General features: G+C 55.6%; 11 protein-coding genes. 7 read left to right on the forward strand and 4 right to left on the reverse strand.

The features are described 5' to 3' along the window. The first annotated feature begins 46 nt into the window (after positions 1-46). The 5 genes from ortA (at position 47) to AC52PS_RS02670 (ending at position 4577) form a co-directional block, all read left to right on the forward strand. Entirely contained in the window at positions 47-358 is a 312-nt protein-coding gene (ortA, locus tag AC52PS_RS02650) for a 2-amino-4-oxopentanoate thiolase subunit OrtA (RefSeq protein ID WP_495561482.1), read from the forward strand. Continuing rightward, a complete protein-coding gene (gene ortB / locus AC52PS_RS02655) occupies positions 355-1773 on the forward strand; it encodes a 2-amino-4-oxopentanoate thiolase subunit OrtB (protein ID WP_495561483.1) in 1419 nt (472 codons plus the stop codon). The genes ortA and ortB overlap by 4 nt, the downstream gene beginning before the upstream one ends. Before the next feature lie 74 nt (positions 1774-1847). After that, complete coding sequence (gene ald / locus AC52PS_RS02660) at positions 1848-2960, forward strand: alanine dehydrogenase (RefSeq protein ID WP_495561484.1); 1113 nt, start codon at positions 1848-1850, stop codon at positions 2958-2960. Next, on the forward strand, positions 2957-3400 hold the full coding sequence (locus tag AC52PS_RS02665) for an Lrp/AsnC family transcriptional regulator (RefSeq protein WP_495561485.1): 444 nt from the start codon (positions 2957-2959) through the stop codon (positions 3398-3400). Before ald ends, AC52PS_RS02665 begins: the two co-directional genes overlap by 4 nt. Positions 3401-3545: 145 nt before the next feature. Further along, positions 3546-4577 (forward strand): Gfo/Idh/MocA family protein, encoded by a 1032-nt coding sequence (locus tag AC52PS_RS02670; protein WP_495561486.1) that lies wholly within the window; start codon positions 3546-3548, stop codon positions 4575-4577. 95 nt (positions 4578-4672) lie between these two features. On the opposite strand, the gene AC52PS_RS02675 is transcribed toward AC52PS_RS02670, so the two are convergent. From AC52PS_RS02675 to AC52PS_RS02685, 3 genes are all read right to left on the reverse strand, one after another. Beyond that, a complete protein-coding gene (locus AC52PS_RS02675; protein WP_495561487.1) occupies positions 4673-7087 on the reverse strand; it encodes a transglycosylase domain-containing protein in 2415 nt (804 codons plus the stop codon). Positions 7088-7092: 5 nt separating this feature from the next. Continuing rightward, positions 7093-13173 (reverse strand): alpha-2-macroglobulin family protein, encoded by a 6081-nt coding sequence (locus AC52PS_RS02680; protein ID WP_495561488.1) that lies wholly within the window; start codon positions 13171-13173, stop codon positions 7093-7095. Positions 13174-13302: 129 nt separating this feature from the next. Then, on the reverse strand, positions 13303-13542 hold the full coding sequence (locus AC52PS_RS02685) for a hypothetical protein (RefSeq protein WP_495561489.1): 240 nt from the start codon (positions 13540-13542) through the stop codon (positions 13303-13305). Here AC52PS_RS02685 and AC52PS_RS02690 point away from each other — a divergent pair. Beyond that, positions 13541-13738 (forward strand): hypothetical protein, encoded by a 198-nt coding sequence (locus AC52PS_RS02690; RefSeq protein ID WP_495561490.1) that lies wholly within the window; start codon positions 13541-13543, stop codon positions 13736-13738. The two genes, AC52PS_RS02685 and AC52PS_RS02690, sit on opposite strands and share 2 nt — an antisense overlap. Positions 13739-13780: 42 nt before the next feature. Here AC52PS_RS02690 and AC52PS_RS02695 read toward each other — a convergent pair whose 3' ends face one another. Beyond that, the gene (locus AC52PS_RS02695; protein ID WP_495561491.1) at positions 13781-14665 is read right to left on the reverse strand and encodes a glycine betaine ABC transporter substrate-binding protein; all 885 of its coding nucleotides are present in this window, start codon (positions 14663-14665) and stop codon (positions 13781-13783) included. A 349-nt stretch (positions 14666-15014) separates the two neighbouring features. On the opposite strand from AC52PS_RS02695, the gene AC52PS_RS02700 reads away from it, so the two are divergent. Then, positions 15015-16433, forward strand: coding sequence for a sodium/glutamate symporter family protein (locus AC52PS_RS02700; protein ID WP_495561492.1), 1419 nt, complete (start codon positions 15015-15017; stop codon positions 16431-16433). The last annotated feature ends 74 nt before the right edge of the window (positions 16434-16507 follow it).

Raw genomic sequence — 16507 nt, forward strand, 5'->3', positions numbered from 1 at the left:
TTATGATAGAATACAGGAAAGGCAGAAGCGGAAAAGGAGACATATCATGACAGTAAAGGCCGGAACCCTGGTCGATATCCACATGGTCCTTCTCCCCGGGGGGCAGAGAGCTCCACGGGTGCCGGATGATACGGCTGCAGTTGACCTGGAAATGAAGGTGAAGGGTGAACTTCTGCAGGATGGCGAACCGGGCTCCACTGTCCAGATCCGCAGCGCAACAGGGAGAATCATGGAGGGAACCCTGACGGCGGTAAACCCCGAGTACCGTCACGGTTTCGGCGCTCCCATTCCAGAACTTCGTCACATAGGTCCCCAGCTGAAAGAACTTCTCAACGAACTGAGAAAGGAGGGGAAATGAACAGCTACCATGATGTGATGGCCCGGAAACGTGATATCGTGCTCAACTCGGTGGGGATTGATTACGGGAAGTACTCCCGGGGACGTCTGGCCTTTGACTATGAGCAGATGCTGGCGGATACCGGTTACGGCATTGAAGAAGTCCGCAGTATTCAGCGGCAGGTGGCGGTGGGAAACACTCCCCTGGTTGAAATGAAGAATCTGAGCGCAATTGCCCGCTCCTTGAGCGAGCCGGGGCTGGGAGCACGGATCTTTGTGAAGGATGAAGCGGCCAACCCTTCGGGATCATATAAGGACCGCAGAGCGTCCATATCAGCCTATGAGGCCCGCCGTCTGGGATATCCGGGAATAGCAGCCGCATCCAGCGGCAATTACGGAGCAGCGGTGGCAAGCCAGGCCTGCAAGTACGGCCTGGGAAGCATCATCGTACAGGAAAGCTTCGACTCAAGGGGAATTGAGCAGCCGGAAATCGCCGAAAAAACCCGGGCCTGCGAGTCCTACGGAGCGGAGGTGCTCCGGCTCTCTGTGGGTCCTGAGCTGTTTTATCAATTCCTGCTGGCCCTGGAAGAAAGCGGTTACTACAACGCATCCCTCTACACCCCCCAGGCCATTCTGGGCGTGGAAAGCCTGGGCTGGGAGATTGTGGAGCAGGTGAAGGAGCTTACCGGGAAGCTGCCCCATACGGTGATCGCCACCAACGCCGGCGGGGGGAATCTCACCGGAACCGCCCGGGGACTGAAAGCCGCCGGTGCCGGGGAATGCAGAATCGTGGGGGCAAGCGTGGATCTCCAGGGTCTGCACATGGCCTCGGATACAGATTTCAACCGGAAATCGTTCACCACGGGCCATACGGGTTTTTCCATCCCATTCACCACCTGGCCCGACCGCTCCGATGTTCCCCGAAGCGCAGCCCGCCCCCTACGCTACATGGATCGTTTCGTCACCGTAAGTCAGGGGGAGGTGTTCTACATGACCCAGGCCCTGGCGGAGATGGAGGGAATGGAGCGGGGACCTGCGGGAAACACATCCCTGGCGGCGGCCTTCGCCATGGCTCAGCAGATCCCCGAAGATGAGATTCTGGTGGTCCAAGAGACCGAGTACACGGGAGCGGGAAAACACCCCATGGCCCAGCTCAATCTGGCAAAATCCATGGGCATCGACGTGTACCGAGGGAATCCTGAAGAAAATGTACCCGGCCGGCGTATTGTTATCCCCGCCGATCCCCGGCAAATTCAGGTGAAAGATATTCCCATGTCCCGGCTCCAGCACAGCTATCTGAAACACGCCCTGGAAGGACCGTCTCTTCACACAGCGGGAACAGAACTTGATAGTCAGGATATAAAGTTTCTTATGGCGGAAACCGGGCTGGATCATGCCGGTCTGAAAGATGCTCTGGAGAAAGTATCCCACGATTAGTGCGATTTTCGTATATATTATTTTATATTTTACGTGATTCGTGATATTCTCAAACAAAAGGAATGGAGGTTCAGATGGTTGTAGGAACAGTGCGGGAAATTAAACGGCATGAATACCGGATCGGGCTCACCCCCCAATGCGTACAGGCATACATCGGGCGGGGGCATAACGTCCTGGTCGAAAAGGACGCAGGTCTGGGAGCCGGGTTTACCAATGAAGAATATCTGGAAGCGGGAGCAAAACTCATGGACAGTGCCAAAGAAGTGTTTGACGCTGCAGATATGATTGTGAAGGTGAAAGAACCTCAACCGGCGGAAATTGATATGCTTCGTGAGGATCAGATTCTCTATACCTATTTGCACCTTGCAGCCGACGAAACTCAGACCCGGGGTCTGATGAAAAAGGGGGTAAAAGCCATTGCCTACGAGACCATTGAACCTCAGAGAGGCCTGCTTCCCTGTCTCAAACCCATGAGTGAAATTGCCGGACGGCTCAGCGCCCAGGAAGGAGCCAAGTACCTGGAAAAGCCCTTCGGCGGCCGGGGAGTCCTTTTAGGCGGTGTGCCCGGCGTTGCACGGGGCAAAGTGGCCATCCTGGGTGGAGGCGTGGTTGGAACCAACGCCGCCCAAATTGCCATGGGCATGGGAGCCGAAGTGACCATTCTGGATATCAACGCCGGCAGACTGGAGGAGCTGGATCAGCTGTATCACGGTCAGCTGAGCACCCTCTACTCCACCCAGGCCAATATTGACAAGGTCCTGGAAGAAAGCGATTTGATTATCGGTGCCGTTCTCATTCCCGGAGCAAAGGCCCCACGCCTGATCCGCCGGGAAGATCTTTCAAAAATGAAGACCGGAGCCCTGCTGGTGGATGTGGCCATCGATCAAGGCGGATGCTTCGAAACATCCAAGCCCACCACCCATGACGATCCTGTGTACACCGTAGACGAAATCCAGCATTACTGTGTGGCGAACATGCCCGGAGCGGTTTCCCGCACATCCACCCTCGCCCTCACAAGCACCACCCTCTCCTACGGTCTGGCAATTGCCGGGAAGGGTGTGGAAAAAGCCTGCAAGGAAGACAATGCACTGAAACTTGGGCTGAATCTCTATAAGGGAAAAATCACGTACAAGGGTGTGGCCGATGCCTTCGGTCTGGAATACACTGAGCCGGACGGCATTCTGTGAGCAGTTTCCACCCCGATGACGTGGACTGGAGCATCATTGAACTTTTGCGATCCGCGGCGATGAGCAATAATGCCGTCGCCCGGGAACTAAACATTTCCGAGGGTACGGTGCGCCAGCGGATCCGGCGTCTGAAAGAAGCCGACATTCTCAGGGTCCGGGGGCAGATCAACCCGGATATTCTCCCCCAGCAGCAGCTGGCGATCATCGGTATTAACCTTGGCGACAGCAAAACCCTGGAGAAAAAGGCCGGAGAGATTGCGGATCTGCAGAACGTACTATCCGCGTCCATTGTTTCGGGCAGGTTCGATGTGATGGCGGAGGTACTGGTAGATTCCAATCAGGGGCTGGTTGATTTTCTTACCAGGCAGTTGTCTACCGTGGATGGCGTGATTTCCAGCGAAACGTTTCTGATGCTGAAAAGCTTTCACCGCTTCGTCTAATATCCTTGATCCTTTCTCACTGGCCCATCCCCCTATACGCACCCGCATACATCCCGCGCAAACCTCAGCAATTGCCCTGGATCTCAGGCTGTATTATGCTGATATTGATCAGGCTGTATTATGCTGATATTGAAAGGAGCTTCGCATGTCACATTCAGACAAATTGCAGCTGGGAATAATCGGAGCGGGAATCGCCGCCAATGACCTGCATTTCCCTGCCATTGAAAAACTTCAGGACAGAATCAGAATCAGTGCAGTATGCAACCGAAGCCCGGAGAAAGCCGAACGTCTGGCAGCCCGGGCCGACCGGCTTTACGGAGAGCAGACACCATGGTTCACCGACTACACGGAGCTTCTGGCCCGGGATGATGTGGATGCCGTTGCCATACTCCTGCCGGTGGATTTGAATTACGAGGTAACCCGCCTGGCGGTGGAGGCAGGCAAGCATGTTTTGGTGGAAAAACCCCTTGCCGCAAACCTTAAGGAAGGCAGGAAGATGCTCACGCTGGAAGAAGATCATCCTCAACTGGTGATGATGGTCGCAGAAAATTTCCGCTACCGCAGGGTATACCGGGAAGGGGAAAAACTGCTCACATCGGGTGCTATCGGCGATATCCAGCACATCCGCTGGGATTTTATTATGCAGATGCTTCCCGAGACCAATAAATATGCCCGCACCTCATGGAGAACCGGCCATAGCTTTGCCGGCGGATTTGTCACCGACGGAGGAGTTCATGTAATTTCCGCCATGCGAGATCTTTTCGGGGAACTCAGCATTACAGCTGCGGAAACCTGGTCAACCAATCCTGATATCGGAAAAATGGATGCCCTTCTGGCACAATTCACCAGCTCCGGTCGTTCCGGAATATCTCCGGCCAGAGGAACGCTGCATATTAACTACTCGGTAAACGGATTGAATGGGATGCGGGCGGTGATCATGGGTACCGAGGGCAGCATGATTATCGACGATGTGGACATCAGTATTCTGAGAAACGACGATTCCATGCCCGACGACTCAAAGAGCGAACACCACCATTTCCCCGATGATAAGGGCTACCGGGGTGAGTACGAAGACTTTCTGAGTGCAATCTCGGGAACCGCCCGTCCGGTTTCCAGCATCACCCAGGGGTACAAGGATCTGGAAACCATCCTGGGGGCAATTGAGCTGGCCGGTTGAACCAACTGAGCATACAGTTCCCGAAAAAGGACTGAACGGGGCTCCCGGATTTCTCTCCTCCGGCAGCTCTTAGCCCGGCATCGAAGAGGAAATCGTTACCTCAGCACCGAAAAATGAAGTTCCGCAGACCCGGAGCTGCTTTGGAGTTCAAGGCGGTGTTCCCCGGAGCTGAGGGGAAGCAAAAATTCCGACGGGAGTGCAGCGGTGAACACCGGCTGGCCGTTCAGAAAAAGCCGTCCTTCCCCGCTGCCGGTCAAAAACAGCCGGAGCTGCTGATCCCCTTCGGGTCTCCCCGATTCAAGAAAATAGAGGGCATGATTAACCGCACCGTGAATGGCCGTTTCTGCATCCTTTTGAAGCAGAATATCATAGCCGTAATCATCGGCCCAGGAACCGTAGAGCTGGGGATACCTGGTCTCAACTCCCCCGCCGGACCCCATGGAATGCCAGCTGCATTCTCCCGGCACCTCATTGAAACGGTACAGCTCATGAATGGTGCTGCTGCAATAGGGGCCGGCAGTTTCACCGCTGAGGGTGCAAATTTCCCGCATCACCAGCCCTTCCGGCGGATCAAAGGGCAGCCCGGCTGAATGGCGGGAGATAATATTATGCACCGCCGCTGCGGGAAGGCTGGATCCGGGAGCAGAAATCACCGTTTCTCCGCTGAAATTGCCCATCCAAACTGCTGCGGCCAGATCGGAAGACACCCCCACCGCCCAGATATTGTTGAACTGGTTGGATGTGCCGGTTTTCACCATTACAGGAACGTCATATTTCAGGGGAGAATTTCTGCCGAAGGTCATGATCCGCTCATCGTTATCGCTGAGCACGTCCCGTATCATGGCGGCTGTGGACGGCTCCCAGGCCCGAGACAGTTCTGCCGCCTGGTCCTGGTCACGATCCTGGAATGCGGTCTCGGAGACAGGGAACGGAACAAGCTGACGATGTTCACCCGAGCCATGAAAGGTCAGGTAGCCCTGAAGCAGTTCATAAAGGGACACATTGACGCCCCCCAGAGCCAGGCTGACGCCCAAACTGCCCTCCTGCTCTTCTATGCTTTGAAACCCCAGCCCGATCAGGCTGTCGGTAAAGCTTCCCACTGACAGTCGTTCCAGAAGATACACCGCCGGCACGTTCAGACTTGCTGAAAGAGCCTGGCGAATCCTCACCGGACCGTTGTACTGATTATTGTAGTTCCCGGGAACATAGACCTCCCGGCCGCCGAAACTCATGGGAATATCCGGTACAACAGTGGAGAGAGTGAACCCCGACTCCAGAGCCAGGGCATAGAGAAAGGGTTTCAATGTAGATCCCGGTTGGCGGAGCATCTGAACTCCATCCACCTGTCCCTGACGCCGAAGGTCATAATAATCCGAGGATCCGGCGTATGCGAGAATTTCTCCCGTCTCCGGGTGGACTACCAGACCGGCTGCATTTCCGATGCGGAATTCTGCAGCATCCTCAACCGAGGAGCGCAGAACCCCTTCCAGGGCTACCTGCAGGAGGGGATCGAGGCTGGTTTTCACCGGGCGATACCCAAGAATCGCAGCTTCCAGGCCGGGGCTCCGGACTTCCGCTATTCGGCCGGGGGGTATTCTGCTCCCTGAAACGGGGCCGCCGCTCTTTCCGTCGCTCCTTCCGTCGCCTGGCACCTGGTAGCCGGGGCTGCTGCCGGCGGGTCTTCGGTTCACAGAAACGGGGCCGCCGACGGGCTGTGAGTCCATGAGCCCGTCCACATAGCGGATAAAATGGGGTGCCCGGTCCGGCCAGCTCGCCCGGGTATGGCCCCGTATCTCATCGAAGCCGGCCTGTTCCATTCCCGCAGCATCCAGGATAATCCGGGCGGAGGAGACGGCGGAAGGCAGGGAATTTACCGGATTGAATGAGACCGGGCTCCGGGGGACCGCCGCAAGAACCGCCAACTCTTCCGGCGATAGTTCTTCAAGCTTCTTCCGGTAAAAACGACGGGAGGCTGCCGGATAGCCTTCCACGTTGAAGCCCATGGGAACCAGATTGATGTATAATTCAAGAATTTTCTTTTTGCTGAGACGGGTTTCCAACTGCATGGCGTCAATCATTTCCCGGATCTTCCCCGGGACGGTCGCCGGACGGGGATGGAGAATGCTTGCAAGCTGCATGCTGATGGTACTTGCTCCCCGAACCCCGTCACCGCCCCGGAGATAGCCATACGCCGCACGGGTCAATGCGGGTATGTCCACTCCGCCATGCCATCGAAATCGGGAGTCTTCCGCCGCCAACACCAGATTCACCAGCTCAGGAGGTAATTGATCATAGGGGAGGAATATCCGCCTGAGCCCCTGATCATCCACCGGGAGAATGGCCAATTCACCGCCCCGTCTGTCCAGGTACACCCGGGAAAAGCGCAGTCTGACCAGAGACTGGTCACCGGCATAGGGAGCGATCCTGAGAATCACACGCAGCCCGCCCCACCCGATCAATAGCAGAAGGATGAGCATGAGCCCGGCCTTGAGCGGACGGGACAATTTCACCGGTCTCACCTGGATTCGGCTCCATCTGAAGGGATTACCACCAGCCGGCCCGCTGAGCGTCCGAATATTTCAGGCTCAAATTCCAGGGAGGCCTGGGCCCCGGGGGTGGGATAAATCCCCGGAGTGGTTGCCCGAAACAGGAAACTGACCTCCCGTTCCCCGGCATAAAAGTCTTCCCAGCTATAGCTGATCATTCCTGCATAGTAGCGCTGCACGGGCCGGTAGAACCAGAAATTCCAGGTTGCGGTGTTTACAAATCCATCTCCCAGGAATCCGGCGGTATCGCCGTACTGGGTTTCCCGCACATATTCTTCGCTCTGCAAGCCTCCGGCATCCACGTAGGAACCGGTAATCTCCAGATTGGGGTCCAGAACCTGTGCACCGGAGGGAATGGGAACATCCAGATTCAGATAACTGAGGCGACGGAGGGTGCTGAGAAATACCCGCATTCTGTAAGTGGTTCCCGGTGAGAGCACATCGTCGTTGAGCACTTCCCCCTCCAGGGTCTCAATTTGGGTTCGGATTTCAATTCCCTCATCTCTGGGGAGGGCCGTCTCCCCGGGAAGGGCATAGCGGAGGATTCCGGTATAATACAGAGGTCCCGGTCCGTCCTTGCGTATGCTCAATTCATGCAGCACATCCCGTTCCAGTTCTCCCAGAGGCGGCTCGAACAGATCCAGATCCAGATTCAGGGCGGCCCGGGGTTCATCTGTGGGTCCTTGATCTGTGAGAGAGCCGGCAAACAGTGCCTGATCGTTCACCAAAAGCTCGGCGCTCATGCTGCGCCCGGGGCTTTCTCGCTCCAACAGAGGCTGGAAACCGTACAGCAGCCAATAACTGTCCATTGCAGAGTGGAATCTCCGGGAATTCCGGGTCCGGGAGAGAGTATTGGCCAGCCTGAGCAGATAGTCGGGATCATTCTCCAGAATGGTTCCGGTACGCAACAAGGCCGCCGTTTCCATCTCCATGGATGAAAAGTAGCTGCGCCGTTCATAGCTTTGCTTCACATCGAGGGATTGGGTTCCCATATTCACAAAATTTCTGCTTCGCCGATGGAGCCGCCCAGCCTGCTCTTCATTGCCCAGAATAGCATAGGCTTCGGCTAGCATGTTGTACCCGGCAATCCCCAATTCATCTTCCAGGGCTGCCAGCGGTTCCAGCCGTTCTTCGTCCAATAGTCCCTCCCGGGCCAGAATCTGTGCAAGCCAGGACGCAAGGACCGGTGAATTGCCGAGAAACTTCTCGCTGCGGATCTGCATGCTCAGATACCGCATCAGAGTCCTTCGGTCAATATCATGTTCAATTGATATTCCCCGTTCATCCGCCAGCTGAAGACTGTGTGCGCTGAGGATTGACAGAAACACATTGGGGCGTGTCCAAGGATCCCGGGGAGAACGAAGACCAATGCCTCCCTGATCAAACTGATACTCATCCAGCCGGGAGAGAATATTAATGCGGGGCATTTCCAAGCTGCCCATGCCGGCATCCCCTTCCGGGCTGCCGCTTCCTTCTTCGTCTATGCCGCCGTAGCCCAGCATGCGGACATTCAGATCATAGAGTCTGGCAAATACCGAGTGCCGATTTTCCCCATGCCACAGGGGTATGAGCAGCTCATGCGCCGCAGGCATCACCATTGTACGGAGCGAGGAGGAGAGGTTCACCTGAAGACTTCCGTAACCTTCGGCGATGGCCGAGGGGATTACCAGCCCCTCCAGGGCCACAGATTCCTCCCCGCTTCCCTCGCCGGAGGATTCGCCGGATACGCTTGCCATTGTGGTGAACGCTTCTTTGAGTAAGGGTCGTTCCACCCGGATTTCTTCGGTGAGCCGCTCATTCAACAGCGGACTTTCCAGGGTGAAACGTACCGATCCCCGTCCCTCCTTGAGGGCCTGGAAGACAAAGGGCAGTTCCACCACCGTTTCCGCCGGGATGGTCACGTTCCGGGTCTGTTCACCGGAAACTGAAAGAATGTCCGATTGGGCGGTAACTGAGACTTCCACCTCGTCACCGCTGAGATTGTTCAGAATTACCCCTGCGGCAGCGGTATCCCGGGTTCGCAATTGGCTGGGAAGGACACTGCGCATATTAATGGGGTTCTGCACCATCATTTCCGACTCGTCCATCCCCAGGCGAGTGCCCTCCATGGCCAGAGCAGTGATCCGGTATGTGGTAAGGGTATCCGGGAGTTGGAAACTCACCCGGGCATAGCCCTCCTCGTCGGTGATCACCGCAGGCTCAAACAGAGCCAGGGGATTAAAATCTTCCCGCTCTTCGATCTTGCTACCGTCGCCTCCCTGAAGGGTGGAGATATCGTAGGTTACCGGGTCCAAAAGCAGACGCCGGCTGTCATCTCCCATTACCGCCAGGGGGAATTTGGCGGGGTTATAGAAATATTCCAGAGGATCGGGAATGCGGTAATCGATGAGATCCAGCACACCCCGGTCTACGGCCAACAGGGTTACTTCGGCGTTGGGAACCGGCTCGTCGTCCTTGGTTACCCGCAGAGCAATATCTGCCTGACTGCCAGGGGCAAACACACCCGTGGCCTCCTCAATTTCCACATCCAGACGGACCGCATCCCTGCTTACCCGAATTTCCGTGACCCCGAAGAGGCTTCTGGGTTTTCCCAGGTCCGGTTCACCGTACTCCTGGGGAATCTCTTCCCGGGGGGTGAACCCGGTAATCGCAGCGTATACCACCGGCAGGTGTTCTTCGGATATCTCCACTTCAATCACTTCAGTACCGCTGTCCAGATCCAGCACCCGCTGTTCAAAGATTCCTTCCCGCTCCAGGGTGAGAAGATAGCGGCCTTCTGGAACCGGGCTTTGAACAAGAATTCTGGCGGTCTCCCCGGGGCTGTAGCGATTTTTATCCACAACCAGCTCAATATCCGACGGGGTTTGGGATGCGGTTTGCACCCAGCCGCTGCCGCTGGCGTAAAAAGGAATTTCGGTTCGGGTCTGCCTTCCGTTTTCACCTCCACGCTGCACAAAGAGAACGTGACGTCCGGATTCGGGAACAGAAAACTGAAGGCTTGCTCCTCCCTCCGCAAGGGTAAGACGCCCTTCCTCCACCGGTTCATCCACCAGCTCCCAGCGGGTATTGAGTCTACCGTACATACCCTGCTGCTGCACCGACTTCCACACTTTTCTGATAATTCCGTACTCCAGTTCTCCCGGAGCATCCAGCGTATCACCTTCAATATCCACCAGTCGGAATTGGGCGTCGGAGGACTCTCCGGTGGGAATGAAGCGGGACCACCAGCCCCGGGCGGAGGAGGAACCGAAGCGGGCCGCTATATACACCTGGTCGGGGTGGACGATACGCTGGGTCCGGGAACTGATCTCCCGGCGGTCAAGATCGCTCACCCGTACTTCCAGATTGTACAGATAGGGCTTCCAGGGAATTTCCGCATCGGCGGTTTGCACGGTTATTCTTGCCGATCCGTCGGATGCCAGGGATCCGCTTCCCCTGCTGACGATTTTTTCCGCCCCCCACTGGCTGGTGCCGAAGCTCCAATGCTCCCATCGGGGTGAATCGGGCCGGAAGGTCACCGGTTTCCGAGTCCATACATAGTTGTACTCCCCGGAAGCCAGAGAGCCTCCGGCAAGATAGGAGGCCGTGACTCTGGCATTCATGGATTCGCCGGCCAAAATATCTGCCTCCTGGGAAATGCTGCTTGTAACCTGAAACGACGCCCGCTGAAAATCGCTTACGTAAAAATCCGCCGATGCAATACTGCGCTGATCCAGTTCATACTGTATGCGGTAATCTCCCGAATCCAGGTTTTCCGGCAGGGTGAAGCGGTGATGAAATCCGCCGCTGACTGAGGTTCTTCCTCCGGTGGACCATATCTCTTCCCCGCCGTTTACCGAAATAATTCGGATGCGGTAGAAGCTGTCGGCGCTGCGGTAGCCGTTTTCATCCTGTATCCAGTGAATTCCCCGGAGGGCGAGTTCCTCCCCTCCCTTGTAGAGTCCCCGGTCGGTAAACAGATGCACCCGGGAACGGTCCTCCAGTATGAACTTGGGATCGTATACGCCGTTGACCCCGAAACGCCAGAGATTATGGGTGTTTCGGAACGGAAGCTCCGCACGATCGTTTTCGTGCACCACCTGAATGGACAGTCCTTCCCGGTCCCTGTAGCCGTAACCGTCTTCCCCGCTGAGCACCGCCAGGCCCTGATGGTCGCTTTTGCCTTCGGCCAGTACAACACCGTCCTGCACCAGCCGAACCCCGGCCTCAGCCAGGGGAGTCCCGTCGCTGAGGCTGTTCAGCCAGACAAGCACCCTATTGTAGGCCACCCTGGAGGTGATGCCGATATCGGTGACGGTAACCATGAGATCGTCACTGTTGCTCACCTCATTGGCGGCATTAAACTCCCGGTCATCCCGGGCCAGCCAGCTAATAAGGGCGGTTCCCCGCCCCTGCTCATTCAGATAGGGGGAAAGATCAACGGTCTCGAAGCGCACCGTATCTTCCGGGATCCGGGAAAGATCCAATTGCCTCATGGAAACACCCGAAAGCTGGGAGGATATGCTTTCTCCCGGTTCATATTCCCTGCTCCCCAGCAGAAACTCCTGCTGATTCCGGAAACTGAAAAGAATGAGGGGATCAAACGCCGATTCCAGATGGCGGAGAACCAGGTTCCGGCTGCTCCGTCCGGGAAAATTCACAAAGGGACGGGGTCTGGGAATGCTGTGGGGGCCGGCCTCACCGGGGTTGCTCAGCTTTCGTTCAAACACATCCTGAATAATCGGAGGAACCGAGATCCGCACCACATCCCCAGGGGCCGCGGAGGGCACGGTAAACCTCACATACGAACCGGAAAGCTCCACAGAATCTGCCTGCACAACATCCCCGTTCACCCTAATATGCCAGGTATCGGGAGATGTAATTCTATCGCTCTGATTCTCGGAGATGGGATGGCTGAAGCGCAGGTAGAGGGGATAACTGAACTCCCGGTTATCCCGGGGGAAGGAGTACGCCGATGAGCGGATATCGTAGACCCGAAACCGGGAGATGGTGCGGATGCTCTGGACGCTTTCCCGCTCAATGGGGGGAAAGCCTTCCCGGGGAATGGCCCCTTCTTTCAGGGTTACGCTTACCCGGGTGCTCGGAGGCGGCACTTCGCTCAGCTCAAGCAGCAGGGCACGGGGAGTCCTGGATTCAAGAGCTCCCAAGTATTGGGGACGCCGGATGCTGAAATTGCTCGACGTATCATCCAGTTTCAGTTCGATGTACTCACCCAGTACCAGGGGATCAACCTCCTGATTGAACTCAAGAACCAGACTGGTCGCGTAGGAGGGCGGTACATTGTAATTTCGCGGATAAAAATCTTCCGGAGTTCCGGGGTAGAAGTTCACCAGCTCCAAGCGTTCGGGGTAGATATTGAACTCAATCCCTTCTTCCAGCCTGGCTCCTGTAAGGGATGTGACACCGGCGGGTACCGAAACCCGGTAAACCTCTTCCTCGATCATGGGAGCGTCGGGCTGGAACCCGATGGTCCGGGTTCCGTACCAGCGGTAGACTCCCGGGATCTGAGGCTCAATATTCAGAATGTCCGTTTCGGTTATAACTGCGCCAAGTTTGGCCAGGGGGACCATGGGCTGATTGAACATCACATAGATTCTGGGACTCCGGTTTTCACTCGGGAGCAGTCCTTCGGGTCCCCGGTCTGTAATTTTCAGTTCGCCGCCGTCTCCGGTCTGGCCAATGGTTCCCAGTTGGGCCATGGCTTCCATGGGATTCACCGAATAATAGTTGATGGTGGAAGCTGAGAGATCAACGGACTCACGGATTATCCCCGTCGCTTCATAGCGTTCCCTCTCTACCATCTGCAGAAACTGACCTGCAGCCTCCCTGCTCTCCTCGTTGATCAGCCCGGCCTGAATTTGACCGGTAATCTCGGTTCTGGCTTCGGGATTCTCCGCGACAAGAAACCTTTCTTTCATGCTCAGATCCGCCGATTCTCCTCCGCCGCAGGCGCTGAAGACAGACAGTACGGCCGCAGCCACTATCAGGGCAAAATGAATGCCCGAAAAAGACGACATACTCCGCTCTGGGCGGGAAAGAAGACGTTTCATGGGACCTCCGGGAGATCAGACACTGGAAGATGAGTCGGCAACAAATAGCCGCTTGTTCCATAGTATCCTCCCTGCCCTGAAGTGACAAGATTCACGGAAAATATCGGGAGTAGGAATATTGGAGACGTCTCAATAGTTTCTGAATGCCGAAATGTAGCGCATGGGTTCCCGCTTTACCCGGGCCTGAAGACGAAGAAAATCCTCCCTGGTTTCGCTGTCCGCCCCCGAAATCCGCAGAAGCCTGTTTTCCCAGCGGTACCAAATGGAGTGAACAGGACCATCCTGACGGCTCCCAAGACGCTGCAGTTCCCGCTCCAGTTGCAGCTTCAGCTCGATATGATTCGCCTGACCTGTTACAATATGAACCATGGATGGAGAGTCCAACAGCACGGCCCGGGAAAAGCCCAGGGACGGAGATCCCCGGGCAAGCTATGCCATGTTTGATCCTGAGAATCGGCGCATCCAGTTCAGAAGATGCAGCTACAATATTGCCCGGGCCCAAAAGCGTATACAGGCGGCAGGACTGCCGGATTTTCTGGCCCAGCGCCTGGATGAGGGAAGGTGAGACCATATTCCCGGTGTCCCCGGGTGAGATTGATTATCTACCCTACTGGGCCATCCAGCCCATCCAGACCTCTTCATTTTGAGCCTTCCACTGGGCGGCGGCTTCTTTTTCACTAAGCTCCGATTCCGCAATATGGGCCAACAGGGAACCCACCTCATCGTTGCTGAACTGCATGTTTTCCATGAAGGTCACCAGTTCAGGATAGTCGGTGCTGAGACCGCTGCGGCCGTACATTCTGATATCGTTTGGTGCAAAATGGGAGGTTTGATCCTCTTCCAGCATCTCCAGCTCATGAATCCCGAACTGTCCGTTGGGCTGCCAGAGGGTCACAATAATGTCTTCCCCGGCGCTAACGGCGTCGGCCAGGGCGGCTTTCATTGAGTCTCCGCTACCGGCCTGAAGGGTGTAGCCTGCGCCGTCCAATCCGTAATCCGGAATTATACTATTCTCCACAACACCCATCAATCCTGCCCCGGGATCGATACCGGTGATCACCTTTCCCGCCACGTCATTGCCTGCCAGGTCCGAGATTTTGGTGACGCCGCCGTCGTAGGTGTAGCGGGGAACCACCAGACCGGTTTTGGCATCGGTATATATTGTTCCGATCAGTTCCAGCTGGGACTCGTATTCCGTGATTGCCTGGCTGTGAAAATCGGTCCACACATCAAGAACCGCATCGTGGGTTTCGTCGGCCACAAGGGACATAATTTGGTCCATATTTGAGTCTTCACGGACTTCCACTTCAACCGCAAAGCCGAACTCTTCTTCCAGAACCGCTTCGGCAAAATAGCTGAATGCCCTGCCTTCCTCCCAGTCGGGAGATATAATGCTGGCCTCGACCCCTTCATATATGAGGGTGGGCTCACAAGATACGAAAAGCATCAGAATGACCGCAAAAAAACCGGAAATGGGGATACGACGTTTCATACTGCCTCCAGATAATTTCATCGCCGAATGCAGACTGAAAATGGGGAACTGCAGGTTGACACCTGACAATTTCGGACCGGCAAGCGACTGATGTGTGTTGGATTCGCTGCATCGGGGAAGAAGATCGGAGGATGAAAGGCTGAAGAACCATATTCAAGAAGATGCGTATATATTAGTTATTTTATCATATTTTTACCCGGCTTTCCAGCATCACATTTTCCTTGTGCCTCCAATCAGCGGCGATTATAATTGAATCTCATTCAGAATGCTTATCCGGTCGTTTTCCCAGATCATTTTTGCGGATCAGCGGATCAAGGGAGATTCGGATTGCCGAATCAAAGGAGATGCCATGCTTTTTTCCTGGCAGTTTTATATACATGCGGGTATTATTGCTACGGCTCTGATTCTCGGTACCCTCATACGGGCAAAGGTCCGGTTTTTTCAGCGTTTTTTAATTCCCGTCCCGATTATTTCCGGCTTCCTCCTGCTGCCCCTCTATAATTATCTCCTTCCATTGGTGGGAATTGGACAGGAATACCTGGGAGAAATTGCCTATCATCTGTTAAGTATTTCATTTATTTCTCTGGCCATGCGGCCCACCATCAAGAGTCCCGGCCGCACCCGGAACCGTCTGGGACTCTCCATGATGATCATCGGTCAATACGGGTTTCAGGCCATGTTCGGTCTGGTTTTCACCCTGCTGTTTATGGGGACCATCATGCCCGGGTTGTTTCACAGCTTCGGTTTCCTCTTTCCCCTTGGTTTCGCCCTGGGTCCCGGGCAGGCATACGCCATCGGTGAAGGCTGGCGGGTATTCGGTATCCAGGATGCGGGAAATGTGGGGCTCACCTTCGCCGCAATCGGATTTATCATGGCCAGTTTCGGCGGTATTTTCCTTATACATCACGGAGTGAAAAAGCATTGGATCAGTCCCGACTATATGAAAAGCATTCGGGGGGAAGATGTGCGAACCGGCGTATTCCCCCGGGGAAGCAGGCTGCAGGCGGGCTCTTATCAGACCACACAAACCGAGGCCATCGACTCTCTTACCGCCAATGTGATCTTCGTGCTTTTCACCTATCTTGCAACTTATCTGTTTCTTCATGGTATCAGCTATCTGCTGGCATTCCTCGGTCCCATGGGAGAGGAGCTGGCCACTAATCTCTGGGGAATCAGCTTCATTTTCGCAGCCATGCTGGCCATGCTGGTACGTGCGTTACTTGGGCGTTTCAAAGCCGATCATATTCTGGATGCCCGGACCTTGAGCCGGGTTTCCGGAATTTCTGTTGATATTATGGTGACCAGTTCAATCGCCGCAATCAGTCTGGTGGTGGCCATGAAGTATATTGTGCCAATACTGATTATCACCGGCCTGGGTACCCTCATTATTATTACCGTGGTTCCCTGGATGGGATCCCGGCTTTTCACCGACCACCGTTTTCTCCGGAGCCTCATAATATTTGGAGTGTCCACCGGAACCCTAACCACCGGTCTCGCCCTGCTGCGGGTTCTGGATCCTGAATTTGAAACGCCTGTGGCCTCGGACTACACGTATGCCTCGGCGGTAACCTTTGCGGTGGCCATTCCCTTTATTCTGGCCATCAATTTTCCCGCAAAGGCCTTTCAGACCGGAGACATGCGCTGGCTGGCCGCCGCCTTCGGGGTACTGGGAGCGTATATGCTGGGCAGCCTGCTGTGGTACCGGGCGCTGGGAAAGGAGCGGGCATTTCAAAATCCCGGCAGTATATGGCTGAAAAACGGGGAGTAGGCGGGGCGCGACCGGGGCAAGGGCCGGATTCGGTACAATTGGACAGGACAGCTGAGAAACCGTATGTTTAAAAG

Source organism: Salinispira sp. (assembly GCF_059431795.1).

Bases quoted from the DNA above. Each gene is read 5' to 3' on its own strand.
- ortA (WP_495561482.1), top strand. From the start codon at position 47: ATGACAGTAAAGGCCGGAACCCTGGTCGATATCCACATGGTCCTTCTC.
- ortB (WP_495561483.1), top strand. From the start codon at position 355: ATGAACAGCTACCATGATGTGATGGCCCGGAAACGTGATATCGTGCTC.
- ald (WP_495561484.1), top strand. From the start codon at position 1,848: ATGGTTGTAGGAACAGTGCGGGAAATTAAACGGCATGAATACCGGATC.
- AC52PS_RS02670 (WP_495561486.1), top strand. From the start codon at position 3,546: ATGTCACATTCAGACAAATTGCAGCTGGGAATAATCGGAGCGGGAATC.
- AC52PS_RS02680 (WP_495561488.1), bottom strand. From the start codon at position 13,173: ATGAAACGTCTTCTTTCCCGCCCAGAGCGGAGTATGTCGTCTTTTTCG.
- AC52PS_RS02690 (WP_495561490.1), top strand. From the start codon at position 13,541: ATGGATGGAGAGTCCAACAGCACGGCCCGGGAAAAGCCCAGGGACGGA.
- AC52PS_RS02685 (WP_495561489.1), bottom strand. From the start codon at position 13,542: ATGGTTCATATTGTAACAGGTCAGGCGAATCATATCGAGCTGAAGCTG.
- AC52PS_RS02695 (WP_495561491.1), bottom strand. From the start codon at position 14,665: ATGAAACGTCGTATCCCCATTTCCGGTTTTTTTGCGGTCATTCTGATG.
- AC52PS_RS02700 (WP_495561492.1), top strand. From the start codon at position 15,015: ATGCTTTTTTCCTGGCAGTTTTATATACATGCGGGTATTATTGCTACG.